The organism is Vibrio hannami, from assembly GCF_029589055.1.
Classification (GTDB): Bacteria; Pseudomonadota; Gammaproteobacteria; order Enterobacterales; family Vibrionaceae; genus Vibrio; species Vibrio hannami.
Genome location: NZ_JARQZP010000007.1, coordinates 305,882 through 319,943, shown reverse-complemented (window position 1 = coordinate 319,943; position 14,062 = coordinate 305,882). Strand labels below are relative to the sequence as shown.

15 protein-coding genes are annotated in these 14,062 nt (G+C 43.9%); 8 read left to right on the top strand and 7 right to left on the bottom strand.

Going from position 1 to position 14,062, the window contains the following annotated elements; genetic code table 11:
- The first annotated feature begins 170 nt into the window (after positions 1 to 170).
- On the top strand, positions 171 to 1,061 hold the full coding sequence (locus tag P7F88_RS15890) for a LysR family transcriptional regulator (protein WP_277826283.1): 891 nt from the start codon (positions 171 to 173) through the stop codon (positions 1,059 to 1,061).
- 157 nt (positions 1,062 to 1,218) lie between these two features.
- Here P7F88_RS15890 and P7F88_RS15885 read toward each other — a convergent pair whose 3' ends face one another.
- From P7F88_RS15885 to P7F88_RS15870, 4 genes are all read right to left on the bottom strand, one after another.
- Positions 1,219 to 2,310 (bottom strand): alkene reductase, encoded by a 1,092-nt coding sequence (locus tag P7F88_RS15885; RefSeq protein WP_277826281.1) that lies wholly within the window; start codon positions 2,308 to 2,310, stop codon positions 1,219 to 1,221.
- A gap of 172 nt (positions 2,311 to 2,482) precedes the next feature.
- Entirely contained in the window at positions 2,483 to 2,914 is a 432-nt protein-coding gene (locus tag P7F88_RS15880) for a lipocalin-like domain-containing protein (RefSeq protein WP_277826279.1), read from the bottom strand.
- A 15-nt stretch (positions 2,915 to 2,929) separates the two neighbouring features.
- A complete protein-coding gene (locus tag P7F88_RS15875; RefSeq protein WP_277826277.1) occupies positions 2,930 to 3,226 on the bottom strand; it encodes a putative quinol monooxygenase in 297 nt (98 codons plus the stop codon).
- 448 nt (positions 3,227 to 3,674) lie between these two features.
- Positions 3,675 to 4,541, bottom strand: a complete 867-nt coding sequence (locus tag P7F88_RS15870) for an SDR family oxidoreductase (protein ID WP_277826275.1) — start codon at positions 4,539 to 4,541, stop codon at positions 3,675 to 3,677.
- Positions 4,542 to 4,676: 135 nt separating this feature from the next.
- Here P7F88_RS15870 and P7F88_RS15865 point away from each other — a divergent pair, with 135 nt between their 5' ends.
- The 3 genes from P7F88_RS15865 to P7F88_RS15855 all read left to right on the top strand — a co-directional run bounded on the left by P7F88_RS15865 (position 4,677) and on the right by P7F88_RS15855 (position 7,746).
- Entirely contained in the window at positions 4,677 to 5,585 is a 909-nt protein-coding gene (locus P7F88_RS15865) for a LysR family transcriptional regulator (RefSeq protein WP_277826274.1), read from the top strand.
- Positions 5,586 to 5,813: 228 nt separating this feature from the next.
- On the top strand, positions 5,814 to 6,725 hold the full coding sequence (locus P7F88_RS15860) for an SDR family oxidoreductase (RefSeq protein ID WP_277826272.1): 912 nt from the start codon (positions 5,814 to 5,816) through the stop codon (positions 6,723 to 6,725).
- 88 nt (positions 6,726 to 6,813) lie between these two features.
- Positions 6,814 to 7,746: a LysR family transcriptional regulator gene (locus P7F88_RS15855; protein ID WP_277826271.1), complete on the top strand. Its 933-nt coding sequence runs from the start codon at positions 6,814 to 6,816 to the stop codon at positions 7,744 to 7,746.
- Between the two features lie 108 nt (positions 7,747 to 7,854).
- Here P7F88_RS15855 and P7F88_RS15850 read toward each other — a convergent pair whose 3' ends face one another.
- Positions 7,855 to 8,721, bottom strand: a complete 867-nt coding sequence (locus P7F88_RS15850) for an SDR family oxidoreductase (RefSeq protein ID WP_277826269.1) — start codon at positions 8,719 to 8,721, stop codon at positions 7,855 to 7,857.
- Between the two features lie 86 nt (positions 8,722 to 8,807).
- Here P7F88_RS15850 and P7F88_RS15845 point away from each other — a divergent pair, with 86 nt between their 5' ends.
- Together P7F88_RS15845 and P7F88_RS15840 are read left to right on the top strand one after the other, a co-directional pair.
- A complete protein-coding gene (locus P7F88_RS15845; RefSeq protein WP_277826268.1) occupies positions 8,808 to 9,710 on the top strand; it encodes a LysR family transcriptional regulator in 903 nt (300 codons plus the stop codon).
- A 175-nt stretch (positions 9,711 to 9,885) separates the two neighbouring features.
- A complete protein-coding gene (locus tag P7F88_RS15840) occupies positions 9,886 to 10,116 on the top strand; it encodes a DUF2798 domain-containing protein (RefSeq protein ID WP_277826266.1) in 231 nt (76 codons plus the stop codon).
- A 53-nt stretch (positions 10,117 to 10,169) separates the two neighbouring features.
- Here P7F88_RS15840 and P7F88_RS15835 read toward each other — a convergent pair whose 3' ends face one another.
- Positions 10,170 to 11,072: a LysR family transcriptional regulator gene (locus P7F88_RS15835; protein ID WP_277826265.1), complete on the bottom strand. Its 903-nt coding sequence runs from the start codon at positions 11,070 to 11,072 to the stop codon at positions 10,170 to 10,172.
- Positions 11,073 to 11,227: 155 nt separating this feature from the next.
- On the opposite strand from P7F88_RS15835, the gene P7F88_RS15830 reads away from it, so the two are divergent.
- Positions 11,228 to 11,947, top strand: coding sequence for a dienelactone hydrolase family protein (locus P7F88_RS15830; protein WP_277826263.1), 720 nt, complete (start codon positions 11,228 to 11,230; stop codon positions 11,945 to 11,947).
- A 493-nt stretch (positions 11,948 to 12,440) separates the two neighbouring features.
- Here the strand turns inward: P7F88_RS15830 and P7F88_RS15825 are convergent, their stop codons facing one another.
- Positions 12,441 to 13,196 carry a Nif3-like dinuclear metal center hexameric protein gene (locus tag P7F88_RS15825; protein ID WP_277826261.1) on the bottom strand — a complete coding sequence of 252 codons (756 nt, stop codon included), beginning with the start codon at positions 13,194 to 13,196 and terminating at the stop codon, positions 12,441 to 12,443.
- 64 nt (positions 13,197 to 13,260) lie between these two features.
- On the opposite strand from P7F88_RS15825, the gene P7F88_RS15820 reads away from it, so the two are divergent.
- Positions 13,261 to 14,016, top strand: a complete 756-nt coding sequence (locus P7F88_RS15820; protein WP_277826259.1) for a DUF1853 family protein — start codon at positions 13,261 to 13,263, stop codon at positions 14,014 to 14,016.
- Positions 14,017 to 14,062: the final 46 nt, after the last annotated feature.

The window sequence follows — 14,062 nt, the reverse complement described above, 5'->3', positions numbered from 1 at the left end:
ATTGGTTAATGAAATCTGTTCAATGGGAAGATAATACGCAGTCTAGCTACTGGAAAAAATAGTCATAAATCCAATATTCTATTGTCGAAAAAGGCAATAATTCCCCCGTTTATAGGTGCTTCTAGCTGGTATAATTTGTCCGGTGCACAGCTCTCCTAAAAGGATAAACAATGAACGAAAGCAGACAGCTCCTGGTATTTTTGGATGTAGTTGATCAAGGTAGCTTTGTTAACGCAGCTCGACTGCGCAATACCGATCCCGGCCGGGTAACTAAACAGATCAAAGCTCTGGAAACCAAGTTAGGGGCAGTACTGCTTAACCGCTCGACTCGCTCGATGTCACTGACCGAAGTGGGCGAAAAGGTGTATGCCAAGGCAAGTCAGATCAAGACATTGCTGGATGAGGTTAGCGATATTCCCGGTGATTACCAGCAGAATGTACAAGGAGTGGTTAAGGCTACTTCTCCGGTTTTTATCGGGCGTAAGTTTGTCGAGCCAGCCATACGCAGCATACAAACCCAGTATTCTAATGTGGTGTTTGATCTGGAGATCACCGATGGCCATACCGATATCATCAAAGAAGGTTACGATGTGGCGATCCGTCAGTGGCTGCCGAAAGACTCCAATCTAATCGCCATTAAACTGCGCGATGTCAGTTTTAAGCTCGTCGCCAGCCCTCAGTTTTTGCAAAAGCACGGACAGCCAGCCTCAGTACATGACCTAGCCAGGCTGCCCGCGTCTCTCTATCGCCGCAAAAACCTGTACCGTAATAAGCTGCAGTATTTTAACCATGAGCAGGAGCTGGTTTCTGAACCTCTGCACGGTAACTTTGTAGTCAATGATGCCGACCTGATCATGCGCGCGGCACTCGCTGGTAACACCTTTGCCCAGGTTGCGGACTATATGGCGGATGAGTACCTGCAATCAGGCGAGTTAGTTCAACTGTTGCCTGAGTTGCAACTGCCACCTGAGCAATCGGTCTATGCCGTTTACCCTCACCGAGGAGCGACCAAAGGCACCAAACTGCTTATAGAGCAACTGAAACATTCACTGGTAAATTAAGAGTACATCAAATCCATCTAATAAAATGTTTGGGTAGTTCTCTACCATTCACTTGCTGAGCTATTCAGTTTGGTTGATTCACACGAGCAAGATATGAGTTCAAGCTATACAGAGAAATAGGGGGATGATTATGCCGCCCCCTATTTAACTTCTAATGTTACTGATAAACCGGATAGTCAGTTAAACCTTTCTCATCCCCTCCAAAAAGTGTATTTGGATCGAGTTCGGCTAATGGATAGCCATTTTTAATACGGTTTGGCAGGTCAGGATTCGCGATAAATGGACGGCCAAAGCCAATCATATCGGCGAAACCAGATTCAACTGTTTTAACCGCTTTCTCAGCGTCGTACATACCAGCATAAATGATGGTGCCACTATAAACCTCGCGAAGAGATTGCTTAAATTCTTCAGGCGTTTCAGGAGCGCCATTCATATCCGCTTCCGCGATATGTACATATATTACTTCTAGCTGATTCATTAATGCGCCTGCCGCAACATAAGTCTCAATAGGCGTTGAATCAATACTATCATTCAGCGTTGTAAATGGAGAGAAACGCACACCAACACGCTCTGCACCAATTGCTTGCGTTGTTGCCTCAACGACTTCTTTTAGGAAGCGAAGACGATTTTCAATAGAGCCGCCGTATTCGTCGGTACGATTATTTGCTTCAGAGTCAATGAATTGGCTCACCAGATATCCGTTTGCCGCATGGATTTCAACACCGTCAAACCCTGCCTCTATGGCATTCAAAGCGGCTTGGCGATATTCTTCAACAACGTTTTTGATATCCTCTACGGTCATTTCTCGTGGTAGAGCGGCATCAACAAAACCAGGAGCACCATTTTCAGATATAAATACTTTAGTGTTCTGTGCTTGAAGTGCAGAGGATGAGATTGGTTGCTCGCCACTGGTATTAGCGGGATGTGTCACTCGGCCGACATGCCAAATTTGGGCAAAGATGGTACCGCCCACAGCGTGAACGGCTTCCGTTACTTTTTTCCAACCAGAGATTTGCTCTTGAGTGTAAATGCCGGGTGTGAAGGCATATCCCTGACCGAGTTGAGAGATTTGTGTCCCTTCAGCAATCACGAGTCCAGCAGAGGCTCGTTGCGCGTAGTATGTAGCCATCATTTCGTTGGCAATGTTACCCGGTTGGGTCGCTCGAGAGCGTGTCATTGGTGGAAGTGCAATACGGTTACTTAGTGTTTTCGAACCGAAGTTAAGGGGAGCAAAAAGGACATCTTTCATTTTCGTTTCTCTTTATTTGTGGATGGGCTGAAACCCATCTGGATATTTGATTACATACACAGATAACCCTATAAACCTTTGGTTTCTCGATTTATGGTAAGAAGTTATCTTCAGGAATACTTTGGTCAAAGCTTTTAACGTTACTTAAGGCAAGCTGTTAAATTCTTGATAATTAGCTCTGTCTCTCAAATACAACAGTGCCAACTCGTTCAGCTCCAGCGATAAAAAAGGGCGGCGTTTTTAGCGTCAACGTATCACCTTCAACGGTATACTCTCGTTCTTCTGAGTGACCAACCCAGTTTGGAAACAAAGAATGCTCAATAACATGCAGCAGCTTACCCGGCTCTTTAATGACAATACGCCCAGCGTATGTGCTGTAGGTCTGCATAGCCATTTCGAACTCCTTTGGCGTGCCGGATAAAATGTCATCAGATGCAAAAGGGGCACGATTACTACTATGCAGAGCGACACTCATAAAACCATCTTGGGTGTAAATAAGCTGACCTTCGGGATCTCCTCCAAATGGGAAGACGATGTCACTTTCTTTTTCGTCAGCTAGAGTAAACCGCTTCAATCCCCATGTACCGATAAGGTTATTGTCCATCGTATTCGCTCCGGTTTAGAACAAATCAAACTGAGTTGATTCAAAGGTTTCCATTTCCAGCGTGTCAAACCAAGGCTGGGCTTTTGCCAGATGCGTTTGCATATGCTCGGTTGCCAAATGGGCGAGAATATCTTCTTTGCTTTCCCACTTTTCGAATAGGAATAACACCAGACTGTTTTCCGTATCGTAGTTAAGATCGTATGCGATACAGCCTTTTTCCTCTCTTACGGTTTCAGCAAGCTCAGCCATATGCGTGACAAATTTTTCTTTGAATTCAGGCTTGATTTGCCCTTTTACAGTATTGATGATCATAATCAGGTACCTCGATTGCATTTGAGTTTTAGGATTGTGCAGTGGATTGATGTTTAATCTACTCCTAGTCTTATTGATTTTGTATGCAATAAAACACAGAATACTTTTGTGTTTTTTTACAAGATAGATTCAACCACGTGAACGTAAACCGACTGGATTTAAAATTGCTAATGGTGTTCGCTGGTATCGTTGAAGCAAGAAGCCTCATCGCAGCAGCTATACTTAGGGAAAGTGGTGTTGGTTATATTAGTAGGCAGGTAAAGAGGCTTGAAACTGAGCCGAGGTAGTCGCTCAACATATTCGCTATCGCTCATACACGTCTGTAAACGAATCTATCAAGGTGCTTGTAAAATCAGAGAGCTTTCTAACTAACTGCATGTAAAAAAGTTCAGGGAGAGTATCGCTCCCCCTGAACCGAGTCGTGTAAAACACAAAGGCAGTGAACAGATTAACTTTCTTTTTTAACGTCCAGTAAATGGCCTATATGGAACGCGCCATAGATGCCACTAGTCACTTTAGAGATATGGTCATTGTAACCTTCTAGATGCTCACCCATCCCCATCTTATCTACTGTGGTACGTAGTGGACGTTCACCAAATGGCTTCGCTAACAATGCAACATACGCGTCCGCGACATCTTGAGGGTTTTGAGCTGGATTGTTTGCTAATGCTTCTTCAAAGCGCTCAAGGAAGAACTCTGGTGTTGGATTCAGTCCACTATAGGTTTCAGCACGACTGTCGGAGCCTTTCATTAAGTTGTCAATAAATGAGGTAGGGTAACCGCCCGGTTCGATTAAACAAACTTCTATTCCCAGCCCAGAGAGTTCGGAACGGTATGTTTCGGTTAAGCCTTCAAGCGCCCATTTCGATGCACTGTAGGGACCATGAAAAGGTAACGCAAAACGACCAAGCAAGCTGGACGTGTTCACGATTAGGCCGGATTTTTGCGCTTTAAAATACGGGATAACCGCACGCGTAACACGCTGAACACCAAAAACATTGATATCGAAAATCGTACTTAGATCGTCAGCCGTAAACGACTCCTGATAACCGGTTGTCCCGCGTCCCGCATTGTTGATAACCGCATCAAGTCCACCAAGTAGCTCAACAGCGCTGCGAACGCCTTCATTTACAGAATCATCTGAGCGAACATCCATTTCGATCATTTTGACTCCAGCCTCAGCCAGTTCCGTTTTAAGATCAGTATTGTTTGCAAGACTGCGTGTGGTGCCAACAACCTCATGACCATTTTTTGCCAAAGACTCAGCGATGAGTTTACCGAAACCACCGAATGCACCAGTAAGTAAGATTTTCATTATTTATTCCTCGTTGCCCATTTGCTTGAGATGGATAATGCCAGTTGATGATCAATCTACTCTCTGTCTTGTTGATTTTGTATGTAATAAAATACAGAATACTTTTGTGTTTTTTTACAAGCCGGGTTCAACCAAATGAACGTAAACCAACTGGATTTAAAATTGCTAATGGTGTTTGTTGATGTCGTTGAAACAGGAAGCTTCACCGCAGCGGCTCAACTTAGAGAAAGTGATGTTGGTTATATCAGTAGACAGGTAAAGAGGCTTGAAACTGAGCTGGGGAGTGTATTGTTCAACCGCTCAACACGTTCGCTATCACTAACACACTTCGGTAAACAAACCTATCAGGATGCGTGTAAAATCAAAGAGCTTTCTAACCGTATTGTCGAATCTGCACACAGTGAAAAAGCAACGATTCAGGGGTTGGTCAGGGTAACTTGCGGTGCATTCTTAGGCAGAAAATATGTTTACCCCGCTCTGCAACGGATAAGCGATAACTATTCTGGACTTACTATTGAGTTGGAATTAGATGAAGACAAGGTTGATATCATAAAGAAAAGATTTGACCTGTCTGTAAGAGTCTGGAAGCCAAAGGATACGAACTTAGTCGCTCAAAAGTTATGTAGCTTCGGCTTTTTACTTGCTGCCGCACCTGAGTTTATAGAAGAGCACGGGACACCTCGTTCTTTATCTGATCTAGATAGCTTGCCGTCTGTCCTTTACGCAAGAAACGAGCATTCCAATAAGCAGTTTTCTTACTGTGATGAGCAGGGTGTGATAAAAACGTATCATCTTACCAGTAACCTTTTGGTCAGTGACGCAGAACTCATTGTTCGCACTGTACTCAGTGGAAAGCGATATGGGTTGTTTCCGAGCTTCATGGTCGAGAACGAACTGAAAAGTGGTCAGTTAGTTCAGTTATTACCTCAAATAAAGTTGGTCAGCGACGAAGGTATCTACTTGGTTTACCCGACTAAGTCAAAAACTAAGGCACTCGAAATTATCATCGACGCACTCAAACAACAAATCCCTTTCTTGCTTTAGCAATGTATTGTTCTGTCTTTATAATCAGTTTCAGAAAATGCACATGACATCAATCAGGGTTATGAATAAAACTAATGACCAATCTCAAAAGATGCCATTACCACTGTCGTAAATAACGCTGATAGCATTTTGTGTCAAGTCGTTAGATTCTTGGCACGCATGACAGCCATTAGTGCTCATAGGGTCTAATTTCTACCCATTGACTTAATCCCACATCAAGGAGTCACTATGAGCGACAAACATCAAAACCCAGCGAATAATGAACAAATTAATCGCAGACAGGCACTAAAAACCGCCGTTTCAGGGTTGGCAGGCGTAGGCGCATTAGCAGCATCTGGAATGGTAAGTTCGGCATTTGCCTCACCATCCAGTGAGTCAGACAGTTTGCAACAGCCCCTAAAAGGTAAGGCTGCCATCGTAACAGGTGCAAGAGCTAACATGGGACGAGCATTTGCACAAACTCTGGCCGAGCTGGGTGCAAATGTCGTTATTCATTACCATAGAGAATCAACGCGAAGTGAAGCACTCGAGACGGCTAAGTTAGTTGCTGATGCTGGAGCAAAGTATGAGTTGGTAACAGGGAACCTTGGTGACTTGGCGACGGTAAAACGTATCTTTGACACAGCAGAGAAAAGGTTCGGCGGTGTAGACATTGTTGTAAATAATGCGGGAGCCATTATTAAAAAACCGTTGGCCGAGTTTACCGATGAAGAGTTTGACCAACTCGATCAGGTAAACCATCGCGGCCTCTTTTATTCACTCCGAGAGGCTAGCCGACGTATACGTGAAGATGGACGCATCATCAACATTGGCACTTCGTTGTTAGCAGGCGCCGCTCCGGGTTATTCCGTCTACTCAGGCACTAAAGCCGCAGTGGAGGAATATACGCGGACTTTGGCGAAAGAGCTGGGTGGCAAGAACGTTACAGTGAACTGTATTGCGCCCGGCCCTATCAATACTCCTTTCTTCTGGAGTCAGGAAAATGAACGCTCTGGTGCTTATGCCGCGAAGTTGGCCCCTGCGGGTCGACTGGGTGAAGTGTCGGATGTAGTTCCTCTGGTTCGATTTATATCCAGTCCTGAAAGTCAGTGGGTCAATGGCCAGACACTGTTCATTAACGGCGGTTATCTCACGCGCTAATTAAGATTTAACAATGCAATTGCCGGCTACATTTTCAGCCGGCTTTTTAGTTTGTGGACAACATTACTGAGCACTTGTGAGGTAGATTATGGACTTGGCGAATAAGTTGGAACTGTTGTTGGATGTCGCTAATTACGGCTCTTTTGCAAGAGTCGCGGACAGCCGTAACATAGACAGGTCATCACTTTCAAAACAAATCAAACAATTAGAAGACTCGCTGGGGGTTCGTTTATTGAATCGAACCACGCGCTCCCTGTCTTTAACCAGCGTAGGAGAGGATGTTGTCATGCAAGCAAGGAAGATCGCTGACTTGCTTGATGAAACACGCTTTATCGCTGAAACGTCACAAACCGAAGCAAAAGGACATATCAGGATATCGAGTTCAACCTTCTTCGGTAGAAAGTACCTTCAGCAGGCAGTAAATGTATTTGCAAGCAGGTACCCAAACTCTAGCATTGAAATGCATCTTGATGATAACAGGGTAGATATGGTGGGAGAGCGATTTGACATCGTTTTTCGAATCGGGCCTATACGAGATTCTAGTATGATTGCCCGAAGACTCGCGCCCAACGACATCGCTTTGATTGCTTCAAGAGACTTTATAAAAACACATGGAATGCCAAGGACACCGGATGAGTTAGTGAACTTACCAGCGGTTATCTATTCGAATGGTAATGTTAAGCTGGATAAACTCCACGTTTTAGACGGTCCCAACTTTATTGAACCCAGAATCTATACCATGCAAGGGCAATACAGTGTGAATGAAACAGAGCTCATCATTGATGCCGTCAGGTCTGGTCTGGGTTACGGCATGTTGGGACATTTTGTGATACCTGATGAACTGGAAGCTATGGGGCTCGTTCAACTTCTGCCAGAATACGACATCCCGTCTTATGGGGATATCTATGCGATGTATGCTCATCGCGCCCAGCCACCATTAGTAAAAGCATTTCTTGATATCGTCCAGAATACTATTATTGGCACCCCTCCGGTATGGTCAAAAAACTTCTCTCGTCCTTGATAGCCAGCCGAAAGCTCAACATGATCCAATCCACTGCAGGTAAAAAGTTCAGGGAGAGTATCGCTCCCCCTGAACTGAGTCGTGTAATACACAAAGGCAGTGAACAGATTAACTTTCTTTTTTAACGTCCAGTAAATGGCCTATATGGAACGCGCCATAGATGCCACTAGTCACTTTAGAAATATGGTCATTGTAACCTTCTAGGTGCTCACCCATCCCCATCTTATCTACTGTGATGCGCAGTGGGCGCTCACCAAATGGCTTCGCTAACAATTCAACATACGCGTCCGCAACATCTTGAGGGTTTTGAGCCGGGTTGTTTGCTAATGCTTCTTCAAAGCGCTCAAGGAAAAACTCCGGTGTTGGATTCAGTCCACTATAGGTTTCAGCACGACTGTCGGAGCCTTTCATTAAGTTGTCAATAAATGAGGTAGGGTAACCGCCCGGCTCGATTAAACAAACTTCAATTCCCAACCCTGAGAGCTCGTAACGGTATGTTTCGGTTAAGCCTTCAAGCGCCCATTTCGATGCACTGTAGGGGCCATGAAAAGGTAACGCAAAACGGCCAAGCAAGCTGGATGTGTTCACGATCAGGCCGGACTTTTGCGCTTTAAAATACGGGATAACCGCACGCGTAACACGCTGAACACCAAAGACATTGATATCGAAAATCGTACTTAAATCGTCAGCCGTAAACGACTCTTGATAACCAGTTGTCCCACGTCCCGCATTGTTAATAACCGCATCAAGTCCGCCAAGTAACTCAACCGCGCTGCGAACGCCTTCGTTTACAGAATCATCAGAGCGGACATCCATTTCGATCATTTTGACCCCAGTCTCAGCCAGTTCCGTTTTAAGATCAGTATGGTTGGCAAGACTGCGTGTGGTGCCTACCACCTCATGACCATTTTTTGCCAAAGATTCAGCGATGAGTTTACCGAATCCACCAAATGCGCCAGTAAGTAAGATTTTCATTATTTATTCCTCGTTGACTATTTGCTTGAGAGGGATAATATCAACAGACAAGGATATGAAGGTAATGAAACGATTTGGTCATAGCTATGAATATATCAAATAACCTAAGTTTGGCTTTGGTGAGACTTTTTGTTGTTTTAGCTGAAACCGGGACAACGACTCAAACAGGAAAGGTACTTTTTCTCTCGCAATCAGCCATAAGCCACAACTTAAAAAAGTTAAGGGCAGCGCTTGAGGATGATTTGTTTATCAGAGATGGCAACAAGATGGTGATGACATCAAAGGCCGTTGAGCTTTATCCTCGATTAAAGGCGTGGCTTCTTGAGCTTGATGAGATTGTCAGCCCTGCAACTTTTCGCCCAGAGGAAACAGAAGAGACATTTGCCATTGCATGTAGTGACTTATTCGAGCAGATGTTTGGACCTGTGCTGTTAACAAGGTTTCAGGAAGTCGCTCCCAAGGCAAAGCTGAAGTTTATCAAAATCAATGCCAATAGATTAGCCGATGACTTAAACAGACAAGTATGCGACATAGCCATCTCTGTTCGCAGCCCCTCAGACAAAAATATTGAGTCCGAGGTTCTATACACCGACAACTACGCATCCTGTGTGAGAGCCGGTCATTCATTGCTAAATACACAGAAAAGCTTGGATGATTACTTACGATACCCGCATATATTATCTAGTTTAAATGATGGCATTAAATCCATAGTAGACCGTAAGTTGGAAGAAATAGGCCGCACCAGAGAACTTAAGTACGTGACTTTCAATTTTTCGAATGTTCCTTACTTTATAGCCAAAAGTGATGCCGTTTGGTCCGCGCCAAGTCGCTACATTCAGTTTTGCTGTGAGCATCATGATATTGAGATGTTTGATACCCCCTTAAACATTAAGCCTTTATCTATCAAAATGTTTTGGCCTAAGCGAGCTAATAACTCACCCGCAAGCCGGTGGTTAAGAGAGGTTATTGTTTCAACAACAAAAAGGTAAGTTTTGTCGACTATAAAAAGTTAAGCTGGGCGATGAGTTATCGAATATACCGTGTTATCACTGAAGCTGCTATCTGTCATCACCATTTACACTTGGTTTGAATATACTCAGTGAACTAGAATCATTTCCTCGCTCTGAGTATGCCCTTGATACCATTATAAAAGGAAGTGACATTATGCTCTCAAAACGTTTTCTACCATTCATTGCCCCACTTTTGATGTCTTTGTTTATGGTTACTCTGATGACAGGCCTTATCACGGCTATCAACACAGGCGTAGACAAGGGATTTACTTGGCGTTGGTTATCGTCATTTTCCATCGCATGGCCAATGGCTTATTGTTTTATTCTTCTCTTTTCAAACAAGGTCGGCCGTTTGGCTCAGCGTATTTGTAGTCTAGAAGATTAGTTTTAGATCTAAAGAAACACCATGACTCAATTGTTCGGAAAATACAGTCAGACTTACTCTCCAGAAAACCATGACGCAATGGTTCTACGTAACCATATATGACGTTTGTCGGGCGCAAATCGTTTATGCCAAGCCGCATAAAGCTCAATTGGCTTTAGTTCAAAAGGCAGAGGCCTATGGACAAGTGTTCCATGGGTTACCTCTGCCAGACCTTTAGGTGCAACTGACAACCTTTCACTGTGTCCTACCAACGTTTGTAGAGACAGAAAACTCGGTGTTATGGTGTCAATGACTCTTGTACAGCCTTTAGCCATCAATATCTCATCAATCATCGTTCCCGAAGACTTTCCTCGTAGACTCACCATAACATGCGGATAGGCGCAAAATTCATCGATACCTATAGGTTTATCGACCAGCGGGTGCTTGGGCGACATGAACAGTACAAGCTCATCACTTCTAAGGTGTCTTGTCTGAAGCGTATCAGGCAACATGATTGGTGAACCAATTAACAAATCCGTCGCTAAGAGCGAAGAGTTTGATATGGCGTCTTCACCTGAATAGGCCTGAACCGTGATATTAAGCTCTGGGGCTATTGACGACAATCGGTCTCTAATCGGAGATATGATAGTAGATAATGCATAGTCTGTTGCCAGAATAGTCACTGTACCTGTTGCTGTTGAAGGTTCAAACTCCATTGACGAACTGAGTGTGCGCATTGAGTTCAATATCTGTGAAACAGGAACACTCAGCTCATTTGCTCGTTGAGTCGGATTTAATCCCCGGCTATGTCGCTCAAAAAGAGGGTCATCAAAAATATCTCTTAAACGCTTTAGCGCACCGGAAACCGCAGATTGGGACAACCCTAATCTCGCAGCGCTCATCGTCGTTGATTTCGTTTCAAGGAGTGATTCAAACACAAGTAATACTTGTGGATCTAGTCTTCTGATATCGGCCATGTCGATATCATATATCAGTCTAATCGTTTAGAAAAGTTTCTCTGCTCTCCATACACTAAGCTCATCTACTCAATCAGTAATACAGGTCCAAAATGATGAACAAGCTTACAACCCACGTTGCAATAATCTTTGCTGCTTTTATTGGAGGAAACGCTATGGCACAAGAATCAATTAACTATCAGACGGAATCCGCCCAGTATGAAGGCTATCTTGTAAAACCAACTCAATCCGGTGACTTGGATGGTGTTTCAGTGTTATTTGCCCATGACTTTCTGGGTCCCGGAGAAAACCAGCTTTCTTTAGCAAGAGAGTATGCTGACCGAGGTGCGCTTTCTTTTGTTGCGGATTTCTATGGTTCAAACGTTCGCCCATCAAATCCTGAAGAAGCGAATATCGAAGCGATGCGAGTTCGCCAAAACGTTCCCGAGCTACGTGCTGCCATGAAAGAAGCACTATCGGAGGTTGTTGCGGCTGGCGGAAAGAAAGAGAAGACCGTCGTGATTGGAACCAGTGTCGGTGGCCTTGCTGCGATAGAGTTAGGGCGCTCTGGAGAAAGCGTGAACACCATTATTACAATGTGGGGGGTTTTAGAGAATACTCAACCGGAAACCGCGAGTGCCATAAAATCGAACGTCGTACTTTTGCAGGGGGATATTGACCCTCTTACCTCAAAAGCGGCTATCGATGCCATAGAGGATGAGTTCAGTAAAAACCAGACCTCTTATGAAGTCGTTTTATATAAAGATACCGCTCATGCATTTACGCTTCCGTTTGTAGGCACCGATGCGAGCACAGGATTTGCTTACAATGAACAGTCTGCAAAAGACGCCAGTGACCGTATTTCATCAATTCTGGTAAAGGCAGCGAAACAATAATTGGAGTGTCACGTCAATTTTACATCTCACTTAAATCGCTTTGCGTTTAAGTGAGATTGTCTATGTTTGCTTTATCTATTGTGGAAAAGGCAACATACTTTCAGTATCGATATGCAAGTTACAAGCAGCAATGATTTCACTGCAATATTATGCATCTGATATGCATGGTATAACAAAGTGAGAATAGAGAATGTAGACCAAATATTGGAAGGTATTGTCCATAAGCTTCCACGGTCGGCATCTCAGAAAGAGGTGCCGTTCGTCATTTTAGGATACCAGAAGTTATCCGAAGGGTAGAATACGCCAGAAGCCCCTAAATGATTTCTGTCCAAAAATAATTTGTGTGGGTATCGATTGTAGGCGTATGGTCAGTCACACTAAATCGACGTCCTCACGGTGAGAACGAGCAAATAAATAACCCTGCTAAGTTAGCAGGGTTAATTATTAGATATACACTCCCATACAGAGCATGGGAGCGAGCAGTCATGCGGGATTACACCGGATTATCAATATCTATAAACTCGACATTCATACCATGTTCCTGAGCCAACCATTCACCCAGTGCTTTTATGCCGTACCGCTCTGTTGCGTGATGCCCAGCACTAAAATAGTGAATATTTTGTTCGCGAGCAGAGTACGTAGTTCTTTCCGATATTTCGCCGGAGATAAAGGCATCTAACCCCATTTTCGCAGCAAGATCGATGTAGTCTTGCCCTCCCCCAGTACACCAGCCAACTTTCTTAATTGGCATATCAAACTCCGGGGCAATATGTAGTGGCTCGCGGCCTAATGCCACCGCTATACGTTTTGCAAACTCATCGGCCATAATTGGTTCTGCAAGCTCACCATACAAAGCAACAGATTGTGGTGTTGGCTCCAGACCGCCTTCTACACGAATATCCAGCAATTCAGCCAGCTTAGCGTTGTTTCCTAACTCCGGGTGAATATCCAGAGGTAAATGATAGGCATAAAGGTTAATGTCATTTTTTATCAAGGTACGCAGTCGGTTACCCTTCATGCCTCGAATTGGCTCCGCTTCGCCTTTCCAGAAGTAACCATGGTGTACAAGGATAGCGTCTGCTTGCGTTTCAATTGCTTTTTCGATCAGAGCCTTAGATGCGGTTACGCCAGTTAACACCTTACGCACCTCTTCTTTGCCTTCAACCTGTAAGCCGTTAGGGCAATAATCTTTAATCAGCTCTGGCGATAATTTCTGATTAAGTAGCTTCTCTAGTTCTAAGTTATTCATTATGTGAAATACCAACTCTACTTTTGTCATTTATACTTTAAGTACTGTTATTTCAGGATATCACATGACAACCGACTCACTAACTTCTATTGCACAATGGATAATTCAACAACCTTCACTCCTTGTCCCTGAGCAAGAACCTGTCGTTGAAAATCCATTTACTAGTGTGAAAGATATTCCATCAGGAGGGTATGAAGGAAGTCCAAAGCTTGGATTTATTTATCAGGAGTTATGTAAGCGGCTGTTTGATCTGCACCCTGACTATGAACTGGTTGCCGATGAAATTCAGCTAAGAGAAGGTAAACAAACTCTTGGAGCCATCGACTTTCTACTAAGGCGAAACGATAACGTGGAGCACTGGGAGGTAGCCTTAAAATTCTATCTACTGAAAGGTGGGTATTGGTATGGCCCGGATAGCCGAGACAGGTTAGATATCAAATTGGCCAGAATGCTTAATCACCAACTAAAAATGTCAGAGACAGGAGCTTTTCAAACTGCGTTTCCGGCTATAAGCACAACTATTCCTAAACTGCTTATTCAGGGACGATTGTATCAGAACCCATTTAGTGATGAACCTGTCCCAGACTATTGCCTTAACCATCCGTTGAACAAAGATATCCTAACCGGATTCTGGTGCTATCAGCATCAAATAGATAAAGTTACTGAGCCATTATACAAGCTTCAGAAGATCGATTGGATCACTGGTAACCAAAAGCAACGACAGCTACTTCTTTCACTACCTGAATACTCTATTCACTGCCAGTCTGAATCTGGAGTATTCTGGATTATTGTTCCCGATACATGGCCAAACAACCATTAAAAAAGCGCGAAAGTTAACCTCTCGCGCTTATCACTTGTTACCTGTA

What these genes read in the sequence shown, in the direction of transcription:
- P7F88_RS15890 (WP_277826283.1), top strand. Translation starts at nt 171, where the DNA reads ATGAACGAAAGCAGACAGCTCCTGGTATTTTTGGATGTAGTTGATCAA.
- P7F88_RS15885 (WP_277826281.1), bottom strand. Translation starts at nt 2,310, where the DNA reads ATGAAAGATGTCCTTTTTGCTCCCCTTAACTTCGGTTCGAAAACACTA.
- P7F88_RS15880 (WP_277826279.1), bottom strand. Translation starts at nt 2,914, where the DNA reads ATGGACAATAACCTTATCGGTACATGGGGATTGAAGCGGTTTACTCTA.
- P7F88_RS15875 (WP_277826277.1), bottom strand. Translation starts at nt 3,226, where the DNA reads ATGATCATCAATACTGTAAAAGGGCAAATCAAGCCTGAATTCAAAGAA.
- P7F88_RS15870 (WP_277826275.1), bottom strand. Translation starts at nt 4,541, where the DNA reads ATGAAAATCTTACTTACTGGTGCATTCGGTGGTTTCGGTAAACTCATC.
- P7F88_RS15865 (WP_277826274.1), top strand. Translation starts at nt 4,677, where the DNA reads ATGAACGTAAACCAACTGGATTTAAAATTGCTAATGGTGTTTGTTGAT.
- P7F88_RS15860 (WP_277826272.1), top strand. Translation starts at nt 5,814, where the DNA reads ATGAGCGACAAACATCAAAACCCAGCGAATAATGAACAAATTAATCGC.
- P7F88_RS15855 (WP_277826271.1), top strand. Translation starts at nt 6,814, where the DNA reads ATGGACTTGGCGAATAAGTTGGAACTGTTGTTGGATGTCGCTAATTAC.
- P7F88_RS15850 (WP_277826269.1), bottom strand. Translation starts at nt 8,721, where the DNA reads ATGAAAATCTTACTTACTGGCGCATTTGGTGGATTCGGTAAACTCATC.
- P7F88_RS15845 (WP_277826268.1), top strand. Translation starts at nt 8,808, where the DNA reads ATGAATATATCAAATAACCTAAGTTTGGCTTTGGTGAGACTTTTTGTT.
- P7F88_RS15840 (WP_277826266.1), top strand. Translation starts at nt 9,886, where the DNA reads ATGCTCTCAAAACGTTTTCTACCATTCATTGCCCCACTTTTGATGTCT.
- P7F88_RS15835 (WP_277826265.1), bottom strand. Translation starts at nt 11,072, where the DNA reads ATGGCCGATATCAGAAGACTAGATCCACAAGTATTACTTGTGTTTGAA.
- P7F88_RS15830 (WP_277826263.1), top strand. Translation starts at nt 11,228, where the DNA reads ATGGCACAAGAATCAATTAACTATCAGACGGAATCCGCCCAGTATGAA.
- P7F88_RS15825 (WP_277826261.1), bottom strand. Translation starts at nt 13,196, where the DNA reads ATGAATAACTTAGAACTAGAGAAGCTACTTAATCAGAAATTATCGCCA.
- P7F88_RS15820 (WP_277826259.1), top strand. Translation starts at nt 13,261, where the DNA reads ATGACAACCGACTCACTAACTTCTATTGCACAATGGATAATTCAACAA.